The following is a 22,852-nucleotide window of genomic DNA, read 5'->3' on the forward strand; positions in this document are numbered from 1 at the left end:
GGTAAAATATTTTCTGGGGTTAAACAGTTTTATAGGAGCACGCGCTTCGGCAACTGTCTTACCGCTTGAAAACAGGTTACCATGAAAAACAAGATTCTTATTTTTGCGGCGGCGGTGGTTTTGACTTGCCTCGGCCAGACGGCCCAAGCGCAGCAGGCTTCCAACCTGGGTGTGGGCGCGCGGGTGGGCGGTTTTTCCTCCGGCGTTTCTGTCAAGTATTTTTATCGCGAGAATGTGGCGCTGGAAGGCGTGGTGGGCACCAATTTCGGCCGAAAGGGTTTTCACCTGCTGGGCCTGTATGAGCTGCACGCGCCCGCGTTTAATGTGCGCAACTTGCAGTGGTTTTACGGGGCGGGCGCGCACGTGGGGTCGTACAAAGGGCGTTATTACCATGAGCGCACGTACGCCGGCTACAATGACTCCTATGACAAAACCCTCACCACCATGGGGATAGACGGCATTGTAGGTTTGGAATATAAGATTGCGGAGATTCCGATTCAGGTGAGCACTGATTTTAAGCCATTTTTAGATGTGAACCGAGACGGACTGTTTCTGCTACCCGACTGGTCTCTCACCGTCAGGTACAGTTTCTAATGCTTCCCCAAACCTACCAGAAGAGCCCCGCCTAGTGCGGGGCTTTTTCTATTAAGGCGTTTTCTGTTTTCGGCCCCGTTTTCAGAAATGAGCCCGAAAACGCATTCCAGAACCGTAGCGGCGTGGCACCGACACGACGTGTGTCTATGAAACGTGAACGGTTCTCTAACCGACAGACTTACAGCCAAAGCAAAGCTGCGAAATTGTGCTTTGATTAATTGAACTTGTTTTGCTGCGTAGAGCCACGTCGTGTCAGTGCCACGACGCTACGTTTTCGGCCTCGTTTTGGGAAATGAGGCCGAAAACGGAAATTCCTTTACCAAAATCAATCAACAACTAGCAAATAGCAATCAACAATTCTGTCCCTTGCAACTTCGGCCCTCACCGCGTACCTTTGCAGGGCTTATCAAGAAAGACGGAGGGATTAGGCCCTATGATGTCTTAGCAACCCAATTCAGTTGGGTGCTACTTCCTACCTGAGGCCCTTGCGGCCGATGGGGAGATGAGTGCAGGCCTTGCCTTACCCTACCCTGCACCCTTCCTCCTGCCCTTTCCTGAGAAGCAACCCAACCCTTTTGGTTTGCAAAGATGATGACCCGTATTGAGGAAGAAGTACAAAAGAGAATTTTAGTCTTAGACGGTGCTATGGGCACCATGGTGCAACGGTACAACCTCACCGAAGCCGATTTCAGGGGCGAACGCTTTAAAGACTTCCACAAAGACGTGAAGGGCAACAATGATTTGCTTTCCCTCACGCAACCCCACATAATCAAAGAAATCCACAGCCTCTACTTTGAGGCGGGCGCCGATATCGCCGAAACCAACACCTTCTCTGGCACCTCCATCGCCATGGCCGATTACGACATGCAAGACCTGGTGTACGAACTGAACTATGAATCAGCGCGCATCGCCAAGGAAGCCGCCGAGGAATGGACGGCCAAAACGCCAGACCAACCCCGCTTCGTGGCCGGGGCCATCGGCCCAACTAATAGAACCGCTTCCCTTTCTCCGGATGTCAATAATCCTGGTTTCAGAGCCATCACCTATGACGAGTTGGTAGAAGCTTACACGGAACAAGTAAGAGGTTTGGTGGATGGCGGCGTGGATTTGCTGTTGGTGGAGACCATCTTTGATACGTTAAATGCCAAGGCGGCGCTATTTGCGATTGACCAATACAGCCAGAAAACCGGCAAGCGCCTGCCTTTAATGGTATCTGGTACTATCACTGATGCCAGCGGCAGAACGCTTTCCGGTCAGACTGTGGAGGCGTTTCTGTACTCAGTATCACACATGCCGCTGTTGAGCGTGGGCTTTAACTGCGCGCTGGGCGCGAAGCAGCTACGTCCGCACATAGAATCGTTGAGCAAGGCGTCTACCTTTTATGTGAGCGCGTACCCCAATGCCGGTCTGCCCAATGCGTTCGGAGCCTATGACGAAAGCCCCGAGCAGATGGGCGCACACATCAGAGACTTCCTGGAGAACAACTTCGTGAACATTGTGGGGGGTTGTTGCGGCACCACGCCGCCGCACATCAAAGTTATTGCCCAGATTGCCAAAGAATTCCCTCCCCGCCCCTTGCCGCAAATTCCCGCGGTGCCCACCTATTCAGGACTTGAACCACTCACCGTTTTTGAAGGCTCCAATTTCATCAACATTGGCGAGCGCACCAACATCACGGGTTCCAAGCAATTCAAGCGACTTATTCTGAACGAGCAGTACGAGGAAGCCCTGGCCATCGCCCGCGGGCAGGTGGAAAACGGCGCCCAGATTATTGACGTGAACATGGATGAAGGTATGCTGGACTCAGAAGCCGCCATGACCTTGTTCCTGAATCTGATTGCCTCAGAGCCTGACATCGCCAAGGTGCCCATCATGATTGACTCCTCCAAGTGGAGCGTGATTGAGGCCGGCCTGAAGTGCGTGCAGGGCAAAGCCATCGTGAATTCTATTTCACTGAAAGAAGGCGAAGAACAGTTCAAGGAACAGGCCCGCAAAGTGCGCAGCTACGGCGCCGCCGTGGTAGTCATGGCCTTTGACGAACAAGGCCAGGCCGACAGCTACGAACGCCGCATTGAAATCTGCCAGCGCGCCTATACTATTTTGACCCAAGAAGTTGGGTTCCCGCCGCAGGAAATCATCTTTGACCCCAACATCCTCACTGTGGCCACGGGCATGGAGGAGCACAACAACTACGCCGTAGATTTCATCAAAGCCACCCGCTGGATAAAGCAAAACCTTCCGGGCTGCAAAGTGAGCGGCGGCGTGAGCAACATCTCGTTCTCGTTCCGGGGCAACGACCCCGTGCGCGAGGCCATGCACAGCGTGTTCCTGTACCACGCCATCAAAGCTGGTCTGGACATGGGCATTGTGAACGCGGGCATGCTGGAAGTCTACGAGGAAATCCCGAAGGATTTGCTGGTACTGGTGGAAGACGTCCTGCTCAACCGCCGTCCGGATGCCACCGAACGCCTAGTAGAATTTGCCGAAACCATTAAAAACAAAGGCAAGCAGATTGTTCGGGACGAGGCCTGGCGCCAGGAGCCGGTTCAGCAACGCCTGACGCACGCACTGGTGAAAGGTCTGGTGGAATACATTGACCAGGATGTGGAAGAAGCCCGCCACCTCTACCAGAAACCGCTGGAAGTGATTGAAGGCCCGTTGATGGACGGCATGAACGTGGTGGGTGACCTGTTTCAGGAAGGCAAGATGTTCTTACCGCAGGTGGTGAAAAGCGCCCGTGTCATGAAAAAAGCAGTGGCGTATCTGTTGCCGTTTATTGAACTTGAAAAAGAACGCGCCGCCGCCTCCGGAGACACGTCTACCCGCCAAACCAACGGCAAAATCTTGATGGCCACCGTGAAAGGCGACGTGCACGACATCGGGAAAAACATTGTGGGCGTGGTCTTGGCCTGCAACAACTACGAAGTGATTGACCTGGGCGTAATGACGCCCGCTGACAAGATATTGGATGCCGCCCGCGAACACAACGTAGACGTGATTGGCCTCAGCGGTTTGATAACCCCGTCGCTGGACGAGATGGTGCATGTGGCCAAGGAAATGGAGCGGCAGAACTTCAACATTCCATTGCTGATTGGTGGCGCTACTACCTCTAGGGCACACACGGCCGTGAAAGTGGCACCGGCTTACCACGGCACCGTCGTGCACGTATTGGATGCCTCGCGCTGCGTGCCGGTGGTGGGCAATCTGTTGAGCCCTGAGAACAAAGAGAAATTCGCCGCGGACACGCGTTTGGAATATGACCAGATGCGTGAGGGCTACCTGAGCCGCCAGAAAGACAAGAAATACCTGCCTTTGCCGCAAGCGCGCGCCAACAAACTGCCTATTGAATGGAACCCCGAAGACGTCTACACGCCCACCAAAACCGGAGTGCAAGTATTTGACAACTTCCCGTTAGAAGAACTGGTGCCGTACATTGACTGGACGCCTTTCTTCCAAGCTTGGGAACTTCACGGTAAATTCCCGAAGCTGCTGGAAGACCCGATAGTAGGCGAAGCGGCAACTAAACTGTACGCTGATGCGCAAGCCCTGCTCAAACGCATAGTAGATGAAAAACTACTCACCGCCAACGGCGTGGCCGGTTTGTTCCCTGCCAATTCTGTGGGTGATGATGACGTGGAAATCTACACAGATGAACAACGCACTCAAATCTTGACCCACTTCCGGACGCTGCGCCAGCAAGGGCAGAAAGGCCCGGGCGTCCCGAACATCGCACTGGCAGATTTTGTGGCGCCTAAAGAAACGGGTCTGGCAGATTATACCGGAGGTTTCGCGGTGACGGCTGGCATTGGTCTAGATGAACTGGTGCAACAGTTTGAGGCCGACCATGACGATTACCATAGCATCATGGCCAAAGCCCTGGCAGACCGTTTGGCTGAGGCCTTCGCGGAGAAGTTGCATGAGATTGTACGGAAGGAAATCTGGGCGTATGAACCAGAGGAAAGCCTGACCAACGACGAGCTAATAAAAGAGAAATACCAGGGCATCCGCCCGGCGCCCGGCTACCCGGCCTGTCCGGAGCATACCGAGAAACGCACGCTGTTCCAATTGCTAGACGTGGAGAAAAACACTGGCATTACCTTAACGGAGAGTCTGGCTATGTACCCCACCGCGGCGGTTTCAGGCATGTATTTCGCGCACAAACAATCCAAATACTTTGGGCTGGGTAAGATTGAGAAAGACCAGGTAGAAGACTACGCCCGCCGTAAAAACATGACCGTGGAGGAAGCCGAGCGCTGGCTATCACCGAATTTGAATTACTAGGAATACCTGTTTTCGGGCTCGTTTTCAGAAATGAGCCCGAAAACGCTACACCATCGGCCGCCGGCCAACCAAAGATTAACACCTGACAAACGTCAATGAAAGTTACCCATCATCTACAGAACGCCACCAAGACCCTGTTCTCTTTTGAGATACTTCCGCCGGTGAAAGGCACCAGCATTCAGTCAATTTATGAAGGCATTGATCCTTTGATGGAGTTCAGGCCGCCGTTCATCAATGTGACCTATCACCGTGAGGAGTACGTGTTCAAGGAGCGCGAGAACGGGTTGCTGGAGAAAATCACCATCCGGAAACGGCCGGGTACGGTGGGCATCTGCTCGGCCATCATGAACAAGTACCACGTAGACACGGTGCCGCACATTATCTGCGGGGGCTTCAGCCGGGAAGACACCGAGAACGCCTTGATGGACCTCAACTTCCTGGGCATCGACAACGTGCTTTTGCTGCGCGGCGATGTCGTGAAAACCGAGCCCGGGTTCCGGCCCCACAAAGACGGACATTTGCATGCTTCTGACTTGATCAAGCAGGTGGTACAGCTCAACAAAGGCATTTATCTGGACGAGGAAATGGAAAACCCCGTGCCCACCGACTTCTGCATTGGCGTGGCCGGTTACCCTGAGAAACACATGGACGCACCCAACCTCAGCACTGACCTTAAGTATCTGAAACAGAAAGTGGAACTGGGCGCCGAGTACATCATCACGCAGATGTTCTTTGACAACAAGAAATTCTGTGACTTCGTGAAAGCCTGCCGCGCGGTGGGCATTACCGTGCCCATTATTCCGGGTTTGAAGCCGCTCACTACCCGCAACCAACTGAACGTGTTGCCCCGCTACTTTAACATTGACTTGCCGGAGGAACTGGTGAACGCCGTGGAGGCCGCCAAAACCCCGCAAGCCGTAAAACAGGTGGGCATTGAGTGGACTATTCAGCAGTGCAAAGAGCTGGTGGAGTTTGGCGTGCCGTGCCTGCACTTTTATACCATGAGTAAGTCTGAAGCCACTGCCGCCGTGGCCAGAGAAATATTCTAATTTCCGTTTTTGCCTTCGTTTCTGGAAATGAGCCCGAAAACGGGAAGTCCTTTTCATAAAGCTGTTCAACAATTTCCTGCTTCAAGTTAAAAACTTGCGACAGAGAAATGAGTGAGAACCGTAGCGTCATTTCTCTGAAACTACGCTACGGTTCTGAATTGCGTTTTCGGGCTCGTTTCTGGAAATGAGGCCTAAAACGGAAATTTCACCTAATACCCAATGTGGAGAATGGCATCGCCTTGGTTGACCACGGGCATGTTGTTCACGCCAACCACGTAGCCGCTCACGGGAGAGATGATGGGGTGACTGGCGTAGCCGTAAGGGTCTGCCACGGTGCCTACCTGTTGCCCGCGGCTCACGGCCTGGCCGTTGCGCACGAAGCTTCGGAACAAACCCGCCCTGAGGGCTCTAATCCAGGTATCACGTAGGCAGATGATGGATTTCTGCGAGGGCGGCGTGGAGGAATTTATGATGCCCAAGTGGTGCATGACCCGGCAGGTGCCCTCTATGGCGATGTTGATGCCCGGCTCGTCAAACCGTAAAGATTCGCCGGTTTCATACACAATAATGGACTTGCCGTATTTGGCGGCTTCTTTGCGCAGGGAACCCGGCCGTAGTTTGGAATTGAGAATGAACGGTGCGGCAAACGCGTGGGCCAGCTCTGGGTTGCCGGGCGTCTCCAGAATGCAGCGTATCTGCGGAAAATTAGACTTGCTTCGGCCGCCGGTGTGGTAATCAATTCCTACGTCTACCAGCGGCAGAATTTCCTTGGTGAACCGAGCGGCCACGCGGCTGGCCAGTGAGCCTTTGGCGTTGCCCGGGAAACTGCGGTTCACGTCTTTGCCGTCGGGCACCTCACGGGAGAAGTTCAGGAATCCGTAGATATTGAGGATGGGAATGGCCAGAATGGTGCCCCGCTGCGGGTGGAGCATGTTGCGCCTGATCATGCGCCTAATGGTTTCCACGCCGTTCACCTCGTCGCCGTGCAGGCCGGCCATGAGCAGCAGCACCGGCCCCGGCTCTTCGGCCCTGAACACGTGAATGGGAATGTCAATCTCGGTGCCGCTGGGCAGCCGCGAGATGTTCAGTCTAATCAATTTTCTGTCTCCCGGGTAGATGGGAATGTCATTGATGATCATCTCCTCCATCTGGGGTCGTTTTTTTCTTGGTCTTCTTGCTTTTGGCCTTCGTCACCAACAATTCAGTGAATTCTATAATCTTACCGGCAATGTCTTTTTGGGTGGCTTTCTCAATGCCTTCCAGGCCGGGACTGGAGTTCACTTCCAGAATGAGCGGGCCGCGCTTGGATTGCAGCATGTCTACGCCGGCCACGTCTAAGCCCAGAGATTTGGCAGCCATCAAAGCGGCGGCTTTCTCGGCGCGGCTGAGTTTAATCAGGCTGGCACTGCCGCCGCGGTGTAGGTTAGACCTGAACTCACCTTCTTTGCCCTGCCGTTTCATGGCGCCCACCACCTCGCCGTTCACCACAAACACGCGTATGTCGGCGCCCTTGCTTTCGGCAATGAATTCCTGCACAATAATGCGGGCCTTGAGGTTGTGGAAGGCTTCAATCACAGACTCGGCGGCTTTCTGGGTTTCGGCTAAGACTACGCCCAGCCCCTGGGTTCCTTCCAGCAGTTTAATCACCAACGGCGCGCCCCCAACTTCATGGATCAGTTCTTTAACTTGTTTAGAATAGTTGGTGAAGGCAGTTTTAGGCATTCCCAGTCCTGCACGCGCCATAATCTGCAGGCTGCGCAGTTTGTCTCTGGACCGAACAATGGACTGGCTGGCCACCACGCTTTTCACCTTCATCATCTCAAACTGGCGCACCACGGCCGTGCCGTAAAACGTAACGGATGCCCCAATTCTAGGAATGACCGCGTCTATGCCGGTGAGCAGTTCGCCTTTGTAGAGAATGTGTGGGTCGCCTTTCTCCATGACCAGGTCACAGCGCAGGTGGTCCAGTACCACGGCCTCGTGGCCCCGCTGTTGGGCGGCCTCCACCAGGCGGCGGGTAGAATATAACTTAGGATCCCGGGAGAGAATCGCGATTTTCATAAAGGGGAGTTCTTGGGTGTGGTACGCTTTTTCTTCTGGGATTTGTTCTTGGCCTTCAACGACAGGTATTTCTTGGCCACGTCTACCACAAACCGCTTCCGGAGCAGCGTGCGGCCTAACAAGACGGGGTATTTGAGGTCGCTTCGGTCTGAAAGCGAGAATTCTGTCTCCACTTCCTGCCCATGAATGATGATGGTTGTACGGATAACATAGCGCTCCTGCACATCGCCAAACGAACTTTTTACGCACCGCAAGTCAAAATCTGTGAACTCAAACGCTTTATGGTTGTAGGCCGGATTATTGGGGTGCAGCAACTCAAAATGGATAGCGCGCTGACCGTCAGGCAGATTAACTTCTTTGATGTTGTCACAGTGAATGGCCGAGGTGTACGCGCCCGTGTCTATCTTCGCCTCAATCTCAAACAATTCCAGGCCGGGGAAATCAACTATCTCCCGCCGGCCAATGGTTTTCTTTTCTATCACTTCCTTCATACAGTGCGCATTGGTAAGGAAAGGGGTTGCGTTTTCGGGCTCAATTCTGGAAATGAAGCCGAAAACTGAAATGGGTTGGTTTTTGAAAAAGAGTGTTAAGGCAGCGTTTAAGTAATATGCTTGTTTTACCGGTTCGCTTCTAATTTTTCTCTTTTCTTTTCTAATAATACTGAATAGGGATGATACTCCCACTTGTCTCTATTTTTATTATATACTAATCTCCCGTCTGGTATATAACCCATCGTGCCGCCACAGCCATAAGCCATATTAATGCTCTTTGTAATAACCCTGCCTTTGTGAATTTTGAATACTCTTTCTATTGTTACGCCCCATCCAACAATAACTAAATCCAAAGTATCTGGACTAATTTTTTTTAACGATATTTTATTTAATCTTCCGCTTTTCCCCTTCGTGCTTTCAATAATATTTAGACCTGCTTCTTCAGTCACAGGCTTAAGGGTGAAGTTTGGGTACCTTAGTCTCAAACCATTCGGTAGGCTATCGCTCAATAGTAAATTTTCTTGAGAAGTCTTATTGAAGAGACCTCGCGAGTAATAGTCACTAATTACTGAGTCATAAAAGTTTAATAACTCAATTCTATTTAGCTCTTGTCCATAGCCAAATCGGCAAACAATCATTAGAACAGCTAATAAAAGTATCTTATACATTTTCATACTTTTACAATTATAGGCTGAATACTTATCCGCTCTTTACACTTATGCTAAGTCGAAGGATGCACTATAGGCAAAGACGTCTACTTTTTCAATCTGCCTACAATCCACTTTTGTATTTCGTCAAAAGAAGATTTTCCGCTGGCAATAGAGATCACAAATTGGTATTTGTCTTCTTCCTCCGCTAGAATATCTTGACCGGATTGCAAGAGCAGAAGACGCATCAAGACATAGCCCGTCCGCTTATTTCCATCTACAAACGGATGGTTGATCAATAGGCTTTCTATGATGGCCGCGGATTTGTCTGCAGGCTCTGGGTAAAGTTCCTGCTGGTCAAAAGTGGCAAACGGACGGTTGAGTGCTGCATCTAACGCGCCTGCATCTCTAACTCCTGTTGCCCCGCCAAACTGTTCAATTAAAAGCTGATGTATTTTCTCAACTTCCTGCAAAGTAATCATTGGGCAAGCCTTTGCAGAAGATTGCGATCTTCTGACAGTATTTTCTTTAAGTGTTGTGCATTGGAAAATCCAGCCCCTGACTTTTTCTGGACTTCCTTCAAATACAAGAGTACATCTTCCAGCAGGTTTTCCGGAACGGTTTCCAATACTTTCTGAATCTCTATTTTAAGGTCTTTGGCTGTCATATGATTAACTAAAAGTTACTTAAAGAACTTACGAAGCCAAACTGCCTTCGTTGATTCTTATAAGGTTGAATGCCTAAATACTAAACCGTTCCTTGCATTCATGCAACGTGGTAACGGTAGTGCAGCCGGCAGCGTCTGTTGTGGTTGTGGTGGTGGAAGAACATTCTTGGTGGTCATTGGCCTGTACAATGAAAAAGAAACCAACTACCGCTGCCAGCACAAGGGCAGAAAGCAAGAACAAGACAGAATAGGCTTTGGAAGTCTGGGGCATATCAAAAAAATTAGGGCTCCTATTTAGCAAGGAAGCCCCAATTTGGAAAAAAGAACGCAGATTAGAAATTACTTTTTGCCAGTGTAGGTGATGCGGTAAATGGCGTCGTTCATGTCATCTGAGACCAGCAGCGAGCCGTCTGGCATCACTTCCACGTCTACTGGTCGGCCCCACTCCTTGCCGTTCTGCAGCCAACCAGCGGCAAACGGCACAAAACTTCCTTTGCCCTGGGCATCTTCGCGGTACAGGCTCACGCGGTAGCCAATCTTCTCAGTGCGGTTCCAGGAGCCGTGCTCGGCAATGAAAATCTGGTTTTTGTAATTGGCCGGGAACATGCTGCCGGTGTAAAACTCCATGCCCAGCGTGCCGCCATGCGGATTCAGTTTTTGCACGGGCGCGGTGTAGTCTGCGCAGTTCTTGCCTTTGCCAAACTCGGGGTCAAGCGTCTCGCCGGCGTGGCAGAACGGGTACCCGAAGTGCATGCCTTTGCGCGGCGCTTTGTTCAGTTCATCTGGGGGCATATTATCGCCCATCAAGTCACGGCCATTGTCGGTGAACCAGAGTTCTTTGGTGGTGGGGTGCCAGTCAAAACCAACAGTATTCCGCACGCCGCTGGCGAAGACTTCAAAGCCCGAACCGTCTGGGTTCATGCGGTTGATGGCAGCGTATACCGGTTTCTCTGAAAGGCAGATGTTGCAGGGCGCGCCCACCGGCACATACAATTTATCATCTGGCCCGAAGGCGATGTATTTCCAGCCGTGGTGTTCCTCGGTGGGCAGTTTATCATACACCACCACCGGTTTGGGCACGCTTTTTAGGTTCTCGGCAATGTTGTCATACCGCGTGATTCGGCTGATTTCTGCTACATACAAAGAACCGTTCCTAAGCGCCACGCCGTTGGGCATGTTCAGACCTTTGGCCAGGGTAATTACTTCATCTACTTTCCCGTCTTTGTTTTTGTCTGGGAGCGCGTACACGTTGCCTTCTCGGCGGGTACCCACGTAGAGCGTGCCGTCGGGACCCAAGGCCATGGAGCGGGCGTTGACCACGTTGCGGGCGTAATAGCTGATTTCAAAACCGTCTGGCAAGGTGATGTTGGCTAGGTTGCCGTCGGTGGCCGGGCTTTCGGTGACTTCCTCAGAGAGCGTGTCTTTGGCGGCGGTGGACGTGCGCTCGCCTTTGTCATCAGCATTGGGCTTGTCTGAATTGGAAGAACAGGCCATCATACTTGCCAAGGTTCCTACCAGCAAAAATTGTTTATAATTTATCATCGTGGTTTAAATAAAAATCAAATTAAACTAGTTTAAGTGCCATTTTATAATATTTCAATTCCGCTACAATTTCATACAGGCATTACAATTAATTCTAAGCAAAATACAGCCTCACGCTTTTCAAACAAAATATATTGATGACAATATATATTTTATAAAATATATCTTTTACATTATACACGCAAAGGATGAAATTTCTATAATCCCCCAATTATACAATTAAACCCATGATAGGTCAAAAATTAGGCATTGTCTTCAAACTGTTTGTGTATTCATTTGCGTTCCCGGCTATGATTATATCTTTTGTGCATTATGACTACTTGGGTTTACCGGCAAATGTTTTCATATGGCTCTGCCTTATGGCTTCGGCATTTTATGAAATGACGCTTATTAAAAAAGCTATTGCCGCTTATTAATACTAGCATTACTTAGTATCTCCTTTCCTGATATGCTGCGCCACCGAATACAGCAGGTTGGTGTGACCGGTCTGCAGCACTACCAGTTTATGGTTCTTGAGGGCGTTCAAAAACGTCTGCAATCGCTGCTGCGAGATAATCTGGTCATACTTGCCCAGGAAAACGGTGACCTCAATATGGCTTTGGTTCAGAATCTTGGCGATGTGCCGCGTGTCAAAGGTGAGGTGGCTGAACCCGATCCAGCTGCGGTACACGCGCAGGCGCTTCTGTGGCGAGTCCATCTGCCACTGCGCAAACTTGACCACCCCAGACGCTACCCACCGCTTGCGCTCCAGCCAGTTCAAGGTCTTGAAAAACGGACTGGGGCGCAGCACAATGCGTTTGAACAGGCCCTGTAACCAGCCGGGGTACGTAGCCAGGTTGTAGAGCATATGCGTTTTAATGCCGTCTGGGGCTATGAGATACAATTCCTGAATCTTAGGGTGGAACTTCTCCAGCACGGCCAACGCAAACTTGCCGCCCATGCTGAACGCCATCACGGAGAACGTGTCTATCTTCTCTTTCTCCAGCAGGTGCTGAATGAACTCCTGCAGTTTTTTCTTGGAGAGCGGTTGGTCTGCCTTGCTGAGGGTACTCTTGCCATGGAAGAACAGATCAATGGCATACACCGTGTAACCGGGTTGCAGCGTGCGCGCCATGGCGTCATAATAGCCACTCTCCTGCCCGTACCCATGAAACGCCAGCAAGGCCTTGGGTCCGTGGCCCAGCGTGCGGTAATGCAGCTTAGATGATTTGAGTTGAAGGATGGGCACAGCGCAGCGGTGTTGGTACAGGTTGGTCTTTTACGGAAAAACACGTTCGGTAAGTCCGTTTTAGGGCTCTATTTTTCAAATGAAGCCCAAACCAGAAAACCCGACAGTAGACCAAAGGTAAGAAAGCGAAGGCACTTTCCGTTTTCGGGCTCATTTCTGGAAACGGGCCCGAAAACGGACTTAGCTCTTAACCGCCAGAATGCCACCTGCTGCCCCCTGACGCAGCCTTTTGAAAGGCAAGCAAAAGACCATTACCGCCAGGGGCCGCCGCCAGGAATATACCTAGGATACGGCTCGTTTAAAATGTACCTTTACTAGACACCAATCTCTGAGAGGAACCTAACCCATCTTACCTCTCCTTTTTGACGTTCCCTTACCGCTTCTGTTTTCCCTCCTTCAGAAAACATTCTTTCACCACCCATACGGGCTGGGCCTGTTGGGCCTTGCCTCCACTTTTTTTAGCCTGTTATTTATGACCGTCCCCAAACTGAAAACCGGTATTGATGCCTTTGACCTTATCTCTGAGGGCGGTCTGCCCATAGGCCGCACCACGTTGCTGGCCGGCAGCTCAGGCAGTGCCAAAACCTTGTTCGCGGCACAGTTTCTGGCCATGGGCATTCTAAAATTCAACCACAAAGGCGTGTTCGTCACGTTTGAGGAACAGGTGGAAGACATCAGGAATGACCTCAAGGGCTTCGGCTGGGACATTGACCAGTGGGAGTCTGAGGGCATGTGGACGTTTATAGATGCGTCGCCTAAAGAGGAAGATGTGATTACCATCGGCGAGTTTGACTTGAGCGCCTTCAGAATACGCTTGGAGCGGGCCGTGACCAAAAACCAGGCCCAGCGCGTGGTCATTGACTCCATTGGCAGCATTTTCACCCACTTTCCGGAGCACAACATCATTCGGCAGGAAATGTCAAAAGTGACCATGTCGCTGCGCCGCGTGAAAGCCACGGCTATCATCACTACAGAACGCACCGAGGAATACGGGGCCATCTCCAGGTACGGCGTAGAGGAATTTCTGGCAGACAATGTCATGATTCTGCGCAACGTGCTATGCCAGGAAAGACGGCGACGCACCATTGAAATCCTCAAATTCAGGGGCAGCAACCATGTGAAGGGCGAGACACCTTTTACCATCAGTCCTAAAAAAGGGGTGGTGATTGTGCCCATCTCCAGCCTCACGCTTACTCAATCGGCCTCTATGAAACGCATTACCTCTGGCAACCCGGCCTTAGATGACATGTGCGGCGGCGGATTTTTCAAGGGCTCCATTGTCTTGGTTTCTGGGGCAACGGGCACCGGCAAAACCTTGCTGGCCTCCAATTTCATGAAGGGCGCCAAAGAGAAAAACGAGCGCTGCCTCTTGCTGGCCTTTGAGGAAAGCAAGGAACAGATTTTCAGGAATGCCAAAGGCTGGGGCCAGGACCTGGAGCAACTGGAGGCCGAGGGCCTGCTGAAAGTAATCTCCATCTACCCCGAAGTGCAATCCTTGGAAGACCACCTGATTAACATCCAGGACCTGGTGGAGCAATACCAACCGCAGCGCCTTGCCATTGACAGCATCTCTGCCCTCACGCGCAACCCCACAGACAAAGGCTTTCAGGAGTTTGTGGCCGCTCTCACCAATTACCTAAAGCACCAGGCCATCACCACCCTCTTCACAGCCACCACCAACATGCTCCCCGGGCGCGCCTCCATCACTGAGAGTGACTTTGCCACCATCACAGACACCATCATTCTCCTCCGGTACGCGGAGCTGGCCGGCGAAATGCAGCGCAGCGTGACGGTACTCAAAATGCGCGGCTCCCGGCATGATGCCGCCATTAGAAGAATCCTGATTGACGGCCAGGGCATGCAGATTGGCGCACCCATTACCGGCATTAGCAGCCAAATCTCCCACTAAACGCTGGCTTTTACCAAGAGCCAATAACCGTGAAAGAGACAAAATGCGAAGTACTTAGAATTGACCAACATGGATTACTGGATACAACTTTTTATAAATAGAAACAGCATCACGTCTATGGGTGCTGAAGAAAATTTAAACGCTATCCTCAAGAAATATTACCCCGGCGAGTTCCGTCTTGAGATTATTGACATTATGGAAGACCCAGACAAAGCCGAAGAGGCGGGAATTCTGGCTATTCCAACCCTTATCAGAAAATGGCCCGCGCCGGAAGTGCGCCTGATTGGTGCCTTAACCGTGCAGACCCGCGTGCTGGCTGGCCTGGGCATTGCCAACGTAGACCATTTGCAGAAGCAGTAAGGCTGTTCATTTTCAGCCGAATTCCTGACTGTCTGGCATCAACTTTCTCTTATAAATCACAAGTTCACCAAAGGGGCAGAAGATTAATGTCACTTATCTCCTGCACATCCATTTGTTTTCACCTAAGCTACGTATACCCACCACAGCTTGCTTACTTTAAACCCATGAAAACCAATACGTTATTCTTTATTTTGCTTACCGGTTCGTTCCTGTTGCTACTTTCACCCGCAAGCGCCCAGGTAACTCAGCAGGAAACCGCCCAGGATTCGCTCAAACAGCAGATTTTGGCCGCCAAAACCCGCATAGATAACCTGGAAACGCTCCGGAAATCTACCAAAGAAGAAGCCAAGGCCGCCAAACTCGCCGCCAAAGAAGCGAACCGCATTAATGATGATGCCGCAGACGCCGCCAAAGAAGCCAAGCACGCAGCCCGCCTGGAGGCCAAAGCCCAGAAGAACAGAATCAAAGCCGACAAACGCGCCAGAAAAGCCGAACGCGCCAAGGCCAAGTCTGACAGCAACTAAACTGCCAGTCAATTAAAAGCACAAAAAAGCCTCTCCAGATTGGAGAGGCTTTTCTTTTATATTCCGTTTTAGGCTTCATTTTCAGAAATGAGGCCTAAAACGGACTTTTTTTTTCGGGACGAAAAAATCTACCTACTTATTTTCCACTGTGGTCACTCTGCTGGACCTTCCGGCGGCGTCAAACACGGCCAGTTTCACGGTTCCTTTCTCAGTGATGGGCCCAGTGTAAGTTTTGCTTTTAGCGGTGGGGGCAGCGCCGTTGGTGGTGTACTTAATGCTGAAGCCGGGCAGTTGCACATTGGCTAGCACTTTTCCGTTTTCTACCACGGCCCCAGCGGTAGGAATGCGGTAATTGAAGCCGCCGGCGTAGTAGTTCAGGCGCGGCAGTTCGCGCTTGCCCAACACGTTGGCAAACTGAGACCACGCCTGCGCATAGCCCGCTTTGCTTTGAGCCGATTCTGGATTGGTGGCCCAACTTGGATCCGGAGCCCAGGCGCGTTCTGCTAAACCCAATAGTTTAGGCAGCAACATGTACTCCAGGCGTTCCGGGGTTTTCACCATTTCGCTCCAGAGCGGGGCTTGCAGGCCAACAATGTTGGCGCGGGCTTCGGGCTTGAGTTGTTCTTTAGTGGCGTAGTCGGCCAAGGCGGCGGCGCTGAGCGGTTGGTTGTCATCGTTCACGCGCATGCTCTTCATGTAGTCATACGGGTTGAAGTAGAAGGCTTTGTCCACGTCTGTGTAGCCGCCCCAGTAGAGGCCCATTTCGTCATAAGATTTCTGGTAGGCCAGGTCCATGTACAGGTGGCTCACATTGGTCAAAATCACTTTGTAGCCGGCGTTGGCCATGCGGTAAGCCAGGTCAATGTTGTTGCCCTGGTTGTTCCAGACATCCATGTGCATGTTGTCTTTCACAAAGTCTGGGTTGGCGGTATAGGTCAGGCGGCCGTTGGTGCGCACTTTTCTGAGGCCCACTTCCTCCCAGCCAGAAAGATACAAACTGCGGGCCTTGAGCATGTCATTCAGCTTCCTGAAGTAGTAATACCACAGGTCATCTACCTCTTTGATAGTGGCGTTTTTGGCCATGAGTTCCTGCACCGCCGGCGATTTCTCCCACACGCCGTTGGGTACCTCATCACCCCCGAAATGGATGGTTTCAATGGGCGCTCCGGCTTCTTTGTACATGCCCAGCAGTTCATCAGTGACCTTCTCCAGGAAATCATAGGCCGATGGCAGCGCCACGTTGATCACGTTGTCATTGAAATACTGCACCGAGCGGTACACCGATTTATCAGCGGGGTCACGGAGCAGGTATTGTTCGGCCTCGGCTTTCTTGCCTTCCTTCATGAGGCGGTCATAGCGGGCATCCATGGACTTGATGGCGGCGCGGGCGTGGCCGGGCGTCTCAATCTCCGGTATTACTTTTATGTGGCGGTCACGGGCGTATTTCAGAATCTCCACGTAGTCTGCGCGCGTGTAAAAACCGCTGCCGCTGCTTTTGTCCACGTCTGGGCCAGAGCCCAGGGCCGGGTTGAGCGAGTGGCGTTCATCCACGGTGTGGCCACGGCGGCCGCCCACTTCCGTCAGTTCGGGCAAGCCCGGAATCTCAATGCGCCAGCCTTCGTCGTCATTCAGGTGGAAATGGAACACGTTCAGTTTGTAGAGCGCCATTAAATCCAGCACTTTCAAAACCTGTTCTTTCGGCTGGAAATTACGGGCCACGTCCATCATGTAGGCGCGGTGCCCGAACCTTGGCGCATCTGCCACCTGCACACCCGGAATGGTCACAGACGTTTGTTTTTTGGCTAGCGCCGAAGCCGGAATCAAAGTTTTCAAGGACTGAATTCCATAAAAAACGCCCGCCGGGGTGGTAGCCGAAATCACGATTTCCTGCGGTGTCACATTCAGTTCATAGGCCTCAGCGGCCAAGCCTGCCTTCTTCTGCAGTTTGATTACTTTGCCGGTTCCTGCGTTTTTCACCGCCGGTTTCTGCCCGAAAATAAGGCCTAAATGCTCGGCCAGGTGCGCGGCTTCCCGCTGGAATGCGTTGTCTGTGACTATGGCCACGGCCGGGGTCAGGGCGAAGGTGGCTCCGGTTTCTTTGTATTGCGCCGGCGTGGGAAATACCTTGGTCAGTTGCGCGTCTGGCAGGTTTTTGATGCTTTTGTTCTGCTCAAAAATGTCTTTGGGTTCAATCCAGCCAATCTGGTTCTGGGCCGGTTTTGTAATGGAAAAATTTTCCAGGGTGTAGCCTTTGCCGGGCTCGCTGTCCCAGACCAAGTAGAAGCTGCGGGGCGCCCGGCTTTCGTTCACAATCTGGCCGGCGGCCACAAATTCCACGCGCGCAGAAGCACCCGGCGCCAAGGCCGTGAACCCAGCCGTGGGCGACATGCGCAGGTAATCGCCGTTGATGGGTTCCACTTTCAGGGGCGCGCCTTCTTCTTTGGGTTTGAACGAAGGGCTGCTATGGAAATACAGGTTCCAGCCGCTGGCGGGCAGGGCCACGGAACCGGTGTTCTTGAAAGTAAGCACTGACCGGGTCTGGTTTTTCCCCTGGAATTTTTCTTCCAACACTTCCCAAGTGAGTTGCAGGTGGTTGGCGTCAAACTTAGTGGCATTGGCAGCTTGCTGCGGCGCTGGTTTTGGACTGCTGCTGTTCTGGCAGGAGCCCGATATGCAGAGAACAAAAACGCAGAGAAACGTGGCTAAAATGGATTTCATCAGGGGAAAAATTAAAGTCAGAGGCCCAGGCAGGCGGCTAGCGCCCAGCGGCTGTTGAAAGTTCTAATATACCTCTTTCTCACGAGACGGCTGGCCTTACCTAATTTTTTTTAAAAAGATGACGCCTCAAAAAGACTTCCGTTTTCGGGCTCATTTCCAGAAATGAAGCCAAAAACGGAAGTCTTTACCCTTTGAAAATGGCTTTAACAGCGGAGATAGGTTCGTACGCATTCCGTCATCCTTTTAAGGCCCGGCATGATAAGGATATTAGAAGTTTCTCGGCCTCTCTCTGCCGCAAGTTTAGCGCAGCGTAACTTGTGGCTAAACACGTTGTAAGTTTATAAACTTACGTGAGTTGATAAACTCACCATGTTGGCTACCACATTTACGCTGCGCTAAACTTGCGGCAGGGAAAAAGAAGATTCCCGTTTTCATGCTCATTTCTGAAAATGAGCCCCAAAACGGGAATGAGTCTGCAAGGCAGAAAATCTGTTACAGTTTTGAGACGCCGCCGGAGACTATGAACTTCATGACTTCGCCGCTTGGAATGTCTAAATACGTGAGGTTTTCGCGCGCCACCAAAAACATCTCCCCGGAGAAGTTGTAGGAGTGCGGGAAATAGACGGCTACTTTGTCTGGCATATTCACGGCTTCCATGGAGGTCTGCGTCACGAAGCCCATTTTGTAGGTATCCTGGAACTGGGTCATCTTCACCAGCACCGGTTGGTTGAACTTCTGGTTTTCGCCCACAAAGGCATCAAACAAATCTTTGAGCGACGAATAGATCATGCTCACCAGCGGCAAACGACTGAGCACGCGCTCAGTGAGCACCAGAAACGGTTTCACCAGAAACGAAGAGCCAATAAAACCCACCACCGTGGTCAAGATCAAGATAATGGCCAGGCCCACCCCCGGGTATGTCAGGAAGAAGAGATCATCTAGCCAGTTAACCGTGGCGATGATGATGTACATAGTGAGCGTGATGGGGGCCATGATCAGGAACCCGTTCAGGAAATAGCGTAAGATCCGTTTCATAGGGATGGAGAATAGAAAAAAGCCCCGGTACGCGGGGCTTTCAAAAATACTGATATTCTACTATATAGGTTGTGTCTTTTATACGGCCACCGGCTGCTGGGCTTGAATGGCGTCTGCCACCTGTTGCATGAGCCACATGGGCGTGGAGGTGGCGCCGCAGATTCCCACGGAAGTTGCGTTGGCAAACCAGCTCCTGTCTAGTTCGGTTTCATTTTCTATAAAATAGCTCTGCGGGTTCACGCGCTGGCACACGGCGTACAGGGCTTTGCCGTTGGAGCTTTTCTTGCCGCTCACAAACACCACCACGTCATGCAGCTGCGCGAATTTCTCCAGTTGGGGCTCGCGGTTAGACACCTGGCGGCAGATGCTGTCATTGGCGTCCAGATCAATCACTTCCACACCACTTGCCTTGGCGACGGCCACGCGCTGCTCAATCAGCTCCTTCATTTTGTAGAAGCCTTTGGTGCTTTTGGTGGTTTGGCTGAACAAGGTGATGGGGCGCGTGAAATCCAGTTGGTCCAGGTCTTCCTCGGTGGTAATCACAATGGCTTCGTTGCCTGTTTGGCCGGCCAGGCCAATGACCTCGGCGTGGCCTTGCTGGCCGTAGAGTACCACCTGGCCGTTGATGGCTTTGGTGGAGTCATAGGCATGTTTCACGCGATTCTGCAATTTGAGTACCACGGGGCAAGACGCGTCAATCAGCTCTAGGTTGTTTTCTAAAGCGGTTTGGTAGGTTTCTGGTGGTTCGCCGTGGGCCCGTATCAAGACTTTGCAGTCATGCAGTTCCTGCAGTTGGGCACGGTCAATAATACGCAGGCCTTTGTTATAGAGGCGTTCCACTTCCATGCGGTTGTGCACAATATCGCCTAGGCAATAAAGTTCTGCCACTTCCTCCAGTTCATCCTCGGCCATTTGTATGGCAAACTCCACCCCAAAACAGTACCCCGAATTCTGATCTATGGTAACATTCATATGAAAGACACAAGTATCAAGATAAAAGACACAAGCCAGATCCAACAAGGGCTCTTCCCTCTGGATTCTCTTCTTACGTCATCTTCTAAACAAACAGATTAGTCGGCTAGTTCTTTGTGGAGTAACGCTGTGGCCACTAAATCTAATACAAAGTCCACCTGCTCGTCAATGGTGATGTGTGAGGTGTCCAGCAGGTGGGCATCTTCGGCACGTCTTAAAGGGCTTTCGGCACGGGTGGAATCTATGTGGTCGCGTTTCTGCAGGTTCTCTACAATTTCGTCATAGGGCACCAGTTGGCCTTTCTCCAGCAGTTCTTCCTGGCGGCGTTTGGCGCGGGTCTCCACATCGGCGGTCATGAACACTTTCACCTCGGCGTCAGGGAAAACGGCGGTGCCAATGTCGCGGCCGTCCATGACCACGCCGCGGCGCTTGCCCATTTTCTTCTGCTCGGCCACCATGGCATGGCGCACCGGGGCCAGCACGCTCACCTCGCTCACTTTGTTGGAGATGTACATCTTCCTGATTTCGTCCTCCACGTTGAGCCCGTTCAGAAAAACCTCATTGCGGCCCGTTTTGTCATTCCGGTGAAAGGTGACCTCAATGTTGTCCAGGGCTTCCTGTACCTTTTTGGGGTTGGTGAGGTCAATGTAATGCTCCAGGAAATAGAGGGTAACGGCCCGGTACATGGCGCCGGTGTCAATGTAGGCGTAGCCTAGTTCTTGTGCCACTTGCTTGGCGGTAGTGCTCTTACCGCACGAAGAGTGCCCGTCAAGGGCTACAACAATCTTCTTCATACCAGTGCCTTGGGAATAGAAATTAACAATCTTTAGTGGGGCAGGGAATTCCCTTGCCGCTGCGCTGCTGGCGCTGGAAAATTTTGGTTTTCTTACTCAATGACGTGGATTTGCGCGTGCAGGCCGGGCTCACCGCCCCCAACAACACGCACCACAGCAACCCAAGGGAAAAAATCTTTCTCAAAACCATTAACTTTGGGCGCAAAGATACACGTTATCTGCCGGAACCGCCACGTGTTTTTACGTACCTTTCTGTTTCTGGCCTCCAAATCGTAAACGAACCCCAAAACATACCATGGCAACACGCAGGTTTTTCAAAGTGAGCGGTACCATCCTAGACGTGCTGAACCATGACACCTACCAGGGCACCCTTGAAATCACTGATGGCCGCATATCGGCCATTATTCGGGAACCGGTTTCAGAAACGCAGTACATTCTGCCCGGGTTCATTGACGCACACGTGCACGTGGAAAGTTCCATGCTGGTGCCGTCTGAGTTCGCGCGTCTGGCCGTTCCGCATGGCACGGTGGCTACCGTCTCTGACCCGCACGAGATTGGCAACGTGCTGGGTTTGAGAGGCGTGGAATACATGCTGGACAATGGCAAGAAAGTACCGTTCAAATTCTTCTTTGGGGCACCGTCTTGTGTGCCGGCCACGCCGTTTGAAACGGCTGGCGCCGAAATCACCCCAGAGGATATTGAGGAACTGTTTCTTCGGCCGGAAGTAAAATATTTAGCCGAGATGATGAACTGGCCCGGCGTGTTGAACCAGGATGACCTGGTCATGCAGAAAATCACGCTGGCGCAGAAGTTCGACAAGCAGATTGACGGCCACGCGCCCGGGCTGCGCGGCGAAGATGCCCATGCCTACGCCGCCGCCGGCATGACCACCGACCACGAATGCTTCACCGCCGACGAGGCCCGCGACAAACTGGCCGCCGGCATGAAAATCCTGATACGGGAAGGCAGCGCCGCCAAGAATTTTGAGGCCTTGATTGAGCTTTTGAGCGAATTCCCAGAAAAAATCATGTTCTGCTCAGACGACAAGCACCCCGACAACCTGGTGGAAAGCCACATCAATGAACTGGTGAAACGCGGGCTGGCTAAAGGCCATGATTTGTTCCACGTGCTACAGGCCGCCTGCATAAACCCCGTGCAGCACTACAAATTGGAAGTGGGCCTGCTCCAGCCAAAAGACCCCGCTGATTTCATTGTGATTGACAACCCGCAGGACTTCAACATTCTGCAGACGTACATCAACGGGCAGTTAGTGGCTGAGAACGGCCAAACCAAGATTGAATTCACGCCCAGCGAGATCATAAACAACTTCAACACGGCGCCTAAAACTGTGGAGCAATTTCAACTTGCGGGTCAGAAAGGTGCCAGAATACGCGTAATTGAACCGTATGACGGGCAATTAATCACCGGCATGGTATCTACGGATGCCAAGGTAGAAAACGGTTTTATTGTGAGTGACCCAAGCGTGGATGTGCTGAAAATGACGGTGGTGAACCGCTACCAAAACACCGAACCCGCCGTGGCCTTCATCAATAACGTGGGCTTGAAACGCGGCGCCATCGCCTCCAGCGTGGGCCATGACTCGCACAACATTATTGCTGTGGGCGTAGACGATGAAAGTCTGTGCCGCGCCGTGAACCTGTTGATTGACGCCAAAGGCGGTATCTCGGCGGTAGACGGTGCCCGCGAAGAACTCCTCCCCTTGCCGGTGGCCGGTATCATGTCGGCCGAGGATGGGTATTGGGTAGCCGAGCAATACGCCAAACTGGACCAAGCCGCCAAAGACCTGGGCAGCACGCTCACTTCGCCGTACATGACGCTTTCGTTTATGGCTTTGCTAGTGATTCCGGCTCTTAAACTTTCAGACAAAGGGCTGTTTGACGGGCAGCATTTCCAGTTTGTGGAGGTAGTGGAGTAGTAAGCTAGGTAGAGAAAGAGGACAATAATCTAACAACTATAAGC

The 22,852-nt window shown here is 52.0% G+C and carries 21 protein-coding genes and 1 riboswitch; of the genes, 8 read left to right on the plus strand and 13 right to left on the minus strand.

The features are described from left to right. Positions 1 to 81: 81 nt before the first annotated feature. The 3 genes from IMY23_RS10025 to metF all read left to right on the plus strand — a co-directional run bounded on the left by IMY23_RS10025 (position 82) and on the right by metF (position 5,924). Entirely contained in the window at positions 82 to 594 is a 513-nt protein-coding gene (locus IMY23_RS10025) for a hypothetical protein (RefSeq protein WP_192821951.1), read from the plus strand. 400 nt (positions 595 to 994) lie between these two features. Continuing rightward, positions 995 to 1,103: riboswitch (SAM riboswitch) on the plus strand. An 82-nt stretch (positions 1,104 to 1,185) separates the two neighbouring features. Continuing rightward, the gene (metH, locus tag IMY23_RS10030; RefSeq protein ID WP_192823741.1) at positions 1,186 to 4,875 is read left to right on the plus strand and encodes a methionine synthase; all 3,690 of its coding nucleotides are present in this window, start codon (positions 1,186 to 1,188) and stop codon (positions 4,873 to 4,875) included. A 95-nt stretch (positions 4,876 to 4,970) separates the two neighbouring features. Beyond that, a complete protein-coding gene (metF, locus tag IMY23_RS10035; protein ID WP_192821952.1) occupies positions 4,971 to 5,924 on the plus strand; it encodes a methylenetetrahydrofolate reductase [NAD(P)H] in 954 nt (317 codons plus the stop codon). A 209-nt stretch (positions 5,925 to 6,133) separates the two neighbouring features. On the opposite strand, the gene IMY23_RS10040 is transcribed toward metF, so the two are convergent. The 8 genes from IMY23_RS10040 to IMY23_RS10075 all read right to left on the minus strand — a co-directional run bounded on the left by IMY23_RS10040 (position 6,134) and on the right by IMY23_RS10075 (position 11,332). Then, the gene (locus IMY23_RS10040) at positions 6,134 to 7,072 is read right to left on the minus strand and encodes a succinylglutamate desuccinylase/aspartoacylase family protein (protein WP_192821953.1); all 939 of its coding nucleotides are present in this window, start codon (positions 7,070 to 7,072) and stop codon (positions 6,134 to 6,136) included. Continuing rightward, on the minus strand, positions 7,050 to 7,985 hold the full coding sequence (gene rimK / locus IMY23_RS10045; protein WP_192821954.1) for a 30S ribosomal protein S6--L-glutamate ligase: 936 nt from the start codon (positions 7,983 to 7,985) through the stop codon (positions 7,050 to 7,052). The genes IMY23_RS10040 and rimK overlap by 23 nt, the downstream gene beginning before the upstream one ends. After that, entirely contained in the window at positions 7,982 to 8,476 is a 495-nt protein-coding gene (locus IMY23_RS10050; protein WP_192821955.1) for a RimK/LysX family protein, read from the minus strand. The genes rimK and IMY23_RS10050 overlap by 4 nt, the downstream gene beginning before the upstream one ends. A gap of 125 nt (positions 8,477 to 8,601) precedes the next feature. Further along, a complete protein-coding gene (locus IMY23_RS10055; RefSeq protein ID WP_192821956.1) occupies positions 8,602 to 9,144 on the minus strand; it encodes a hypothetical protein in 543 nt (180 codons plus the stop codon). Between the two features lie 86 nt (positions 9,145 to 9,230). Then, entirely contained in the window at positions 9,231 to 9,605 is a 375-nt protein-coding gene (locus IMY23_RS10060) for a type II toxin-antitoxin system death-on-curing family toxin (RefSeq protein ID WP_192821957.1), read from the minus strand. Continuing rightward, positions 9,602 to 9,790 carry a hypothetical protein gene (locus IMY23_RS10065; protein WP_192821958.1) on the minus strand — a complete coding sequence of 63 codons (189 nt, stop codon included), beginning with the start codon at positions 9,788 to 9,790 and terminating at the stop codon, positions 9,602 to 9,604. The genes IMY23_RS10060 and IMY23_RS10065 overlap by 4 nt, the downstream gene beginning before the upstream one ends. 73 nt (positions 9,791 to 9,863) lie before the next feature. After that, positions 9,864 to 10,061, minus strand: coding sequence for a hypothetical protein (locus tag IMY23_RS10070; RefSeq protein WP_192821959.1), 198 nt, complete (start codon positions 10,059 to 10,061; stop codon positions 9,864 to 9,866). A gap of 68 nt (positions 10,062 to 10,129) precedes the next feature. Next, on the minus strand, positions 10,130 to 11,332 hold the full coding sequence (locus IMY23_RS10075) for a sorbosone dehydrogenase family protein (protein WP_225986472.1): 1,203 nt from the start codon (positions 11,330 to 11,332) through the stop codon (positions 10,130 to 10,132). 227 nt (positions 11,333 to 11,559) lie between these two features. Between IMY23_RS10075 and IMY23_RS10080 the strand changes: the two genes are divergently transcribed. After that, positions 11,560 to 11,748 carry a hypothetical protein gene (locus IMY23_RS10080; RefSeq protein WP_192821960.1) on the plus strand — a complete coding sequence of 63 codons (189 nt, stop codon included), beginning with the start codon at positions 11,560 to 11,562 and terminating at the stop codon, positions 11,746 to 11,748. A gap of 8 nt (positions 11,749 to 11,756) precedes the next feature. Here the strand turns inward: IMY23_RS10080 and IMY23_RS10085 are convergent, their stop codons facing one another. Then, on the minus strand, positions 11,757 to 12,560 hold the full coding sequence (locus tag IMY23_RS10085) for an alpha/beta fold hydrolase (protein ID WP_192821961.1): 804 nt from the start codon (positions 12,558 to 12,560) through the stop codon (positions 11,757 to 11,759). A 472-nt stretch (positions 12,561 to 13,032) separates the two neighbouring features. On the opposite strand from IMY23_RS10085, the gene kaiC reads away from it, so the two are divergent. The 3 genes from kaiC (at position 13,033) to IMY23_RS10100 (ending at position 15,353) form a co-directional block, all read left to right on the plus strand. Then, on the plus strand, positions 13,033 to 14,469 hold the full coding sequence (gene kaiC, locus IMY23_RS10090; RefSeq protein ID WP_192821962.1) for a circadian clock protein KaiC: 1,437 nt from the start codon (positions 13,033 to 13,035) through the stop codon (positions 14,467 to 14,469). 69 nt (positions 14,470 to 14,538) lie between these two features. After that, a complete protein-coding gene (locus IMY23_RS10095) occupies positions 14,539 to 14,829 on the plus strand; it encodes a circadian clock KaiB family protein (RefSeq protein ID WP_192821963.1) in 291 nt (96 codons plus the stop codon). Between the two features lie 164 nt (positions 14,830 to 14,993). Further along, a complete protein-coding gene (locus IMY23_RS10100; protein WP_192821964.1) occupies positions 14,994 to 15,353 on the plus strand; it encodes a hypothetical protein in 360 nt (119 codons plus the stop codon). Between the two features lie 132 nt (positions 15,354 to 15,485). On the opposite strand, the gene IMY23_RS10105 is transcribed toward IMY23_RS10100, so the two are convergent. The 4 genes from IMY23_RS10105 to cmk form a co-directional block, all read right to left on the minus strand. Further along, a complete protein-coding gene (locus tag IMY23_RS10105) occupies positions 15,486 to 18,071 on the minus strand; it encodes a family 20 glycosylhydrolase (RefSeq protein ID WP_192821965.1) in 2,586 nt (861 codons plus the stop codon). Between the two features lie 492 nt (positions 18,072 to 18,563). Further along, a complete protein-coding gene (locus IMY23_RS10110; protein WP_192821966.1) occupies positions 18,564 to 19,106 on the minus strand; it encodes a DUF502 domain-containing protein in 543 nt (180 codons plus the stop codon). 78 nt (positions 19,107 to 19,184) lie between these two features. Next, positions 19,185 to 20,078, minus strand: coding sequence for a 4-hydroxy-3-methylbut-2-enyl diphosphate reductase (locus IMY23_RS10115; RefSeq protein ID WP_192821967.1), 894 nt, complete (start codon positions 20,076 to 20,078; stop codon positions 19,185 to 19,187). Positions 20,079 to 20,176: 98 nt separating this feature from the next. Continuing rightward, complete coding sequence (gene cmk, locus IMY23_RS10120; protein WP_192821968.1) at positions 20,177 to 20,872, minus strand: (d)CMP kinase; 696 nt, start codon at positions 20,870 to 20,872, stop codon at positions 20,177 to 20,179. 295 nt (positions 20,873 to 21,167) lie between these two features. Between cmk and ade the strand changes: the two genes are divergently transcribed. Next, positions 21,168 to 22,808: an adenine deaminase gene (ade, locus tag IMY23_RS10125; RefSeq protein ID WP_192821969.1), complete on the plus strand. Its 1,641-nt coding sequence runs from the start codon at positions 21,168 to 21,170 to the stop codon at positions 22,806 to 22,808. The last annotated feature ends 44 nt before the right edge of the window (positions 22,809 to 22,852 follow it).

This window comes from Rufibacter sp. LB8, assembly GCF_014876185.1.
In the GTDB taxonomy this organism is placed as follows: Bacteria; Bacteroidota; Bacteroidia; order Cytophagales; family Hymenobacteraceae; genus Nibribacter.

What these genes read in the sequence shown, in the direction of transcription:
- IMY23_RS10025 (WP_192821951.1), top strand. Translation starts at nt 82, where the DNA reads ATGAAAAACAAGATTCTTATTTTTGCGGCGGCGGTGGTTTTGACTTGC.
- metH (WP_192823741.1), top strand. Translation starts at nt 1,186, where the DNA reads ATGACCCGTATTGAGGAAGAAGTACAAAAGAGAATTTTAGTCTTAGAC.
- metF (WP_192821952.1), top strand. Translation starts at nt 4,971, where the DNA reads ATGAAAGTTACCCATCATCTACAGAACGCCACCAAGACCCTGTTCTCT.
- IMY23_RS10040 (WP_192821953.1), bottom strand. Translation starts at nt 7,072, where the DNA reads ATGGAGGAGATGATCATCAATGACATTCCCATCTACCCGGGAGACAGA.
- rimK (WP_192821954.1), bottom strand. Translation starts at nt 7,985, where the DNA reads ATGAAAATCGCGATTCTCTCCCGGGATCCTAAGTTATATTCTACCCGC.
- IMY23_RS10050 (WP_192821955.1), bottom strand. Translation starts at nt 8,476, where the DNA reads ATGAAGGAAGTGATAGAAAAGAAAACCATTGGCCGGCGGGAGATAGTT.
- IMY23_RS10055 (WP_192821956.1), bottom strand. Translation starts at nt 9,144, where the DNA reads ATGTATAAGATACTTTTATTAGCTGTTCTAATGATTGTTTGCCGATTT.
- IMY23_RS10060 (WP_192821957.1), bottom strand. Translation starts at nt 9,605, where the DNA reads ATGATTACTTTGCAGGAAGTTGAGAAAATACATCAGCTTTTAATTGAA.
- IMY23_RS10065 (WP_192821958.1), bottom strand. Translation starts at nt 9,790, where the DNA reads ATGACAGCCAAAGACCTTAAAATAGAGATTCAGAAAGTATTGGAAACC.
- IMY23_RS10070 (WP_192821959.1), bottom strand. Translation starts at nt 10,061, where the DNA reads ATGCCCCAGACTTCCAAAGCCTATTCTGTCTTGTTCTTGCTTTCTGCC.
- IMY23_RS10075 (WP_225986472.1), bottom strand. Translation starts at nt 11,332, where the DNA reads ATGATAAATTATAAACAATTTTTGCTGGTAGGAACCTTGGCAAGTATG.
- IMY23_RS10080 (WP_192821960.1), top strand. Translation starts at nt 11,560, where the DNA reads ATGATAGGTCAAAAATTAGGCATTGTCTTCAAACTGTTTGTGTATTCA.
- kaiC (WP_192821962.1), top strand. Translation starts at nt 13,033, where the DNA reads ATGACCGTCCCCAAACTGAAAACCGGTATTGATGCCTTTGACCTTATC.
- IMY23_RS10095 (WP_192821963.1), top strand. Translation starts at nt 14,539, where the DNA reads ATGGATTACTGGATACAACTTTTTATAAATAGAAACAGCATCACGTCT.
- IMY23_RS10100 (WP_192821964.1), top strand. Translation starts at nt 14,994, where the DNA reads ATGAAAACCAATACGTTATTCTTTATTTTGCTTACCGGTTCGTTCCTG.
- IMY23_RS10105 (WP_192821965.1), bottom strand. Translation starts at nt 18,071, where the DNA reads ATGAAATCCATTTTAGCCACGTTTCTCTGCGTTTTTGTTCTCTGCATA.
- IMY23_RS10110 (WP_192821966.1), bottom strand. Translation starts at nt 19,106, where the DNA reads ATGAAACGGATCTTACGCTATTTCCTGAACGGGTTCCTGATCATGGCC.
- IMY23_RS10115 (WP_192821967.1), bottom strand. Translation starts at nt 20,078, where the DNA reads ATGAATGTTACCATAGATCAGAATTCGGGGTACTGTTTTGGGGTGGAG.
- cmk (WP_192821968.1), bottom strand. Translation starts at nt 20,872, where the DNA reads ATGAAGAAGATTGTTGTAGCCCTTGACGGGCACTCTTCGTGCGGTAAG.
- ade (WP_192821969.1), top strand. Translation starts at nt 21,168, where the DNA reads ATGGCAACACGCAGGTTTTTCAAAGTGAGCGGTACCATCCTAGACGTG.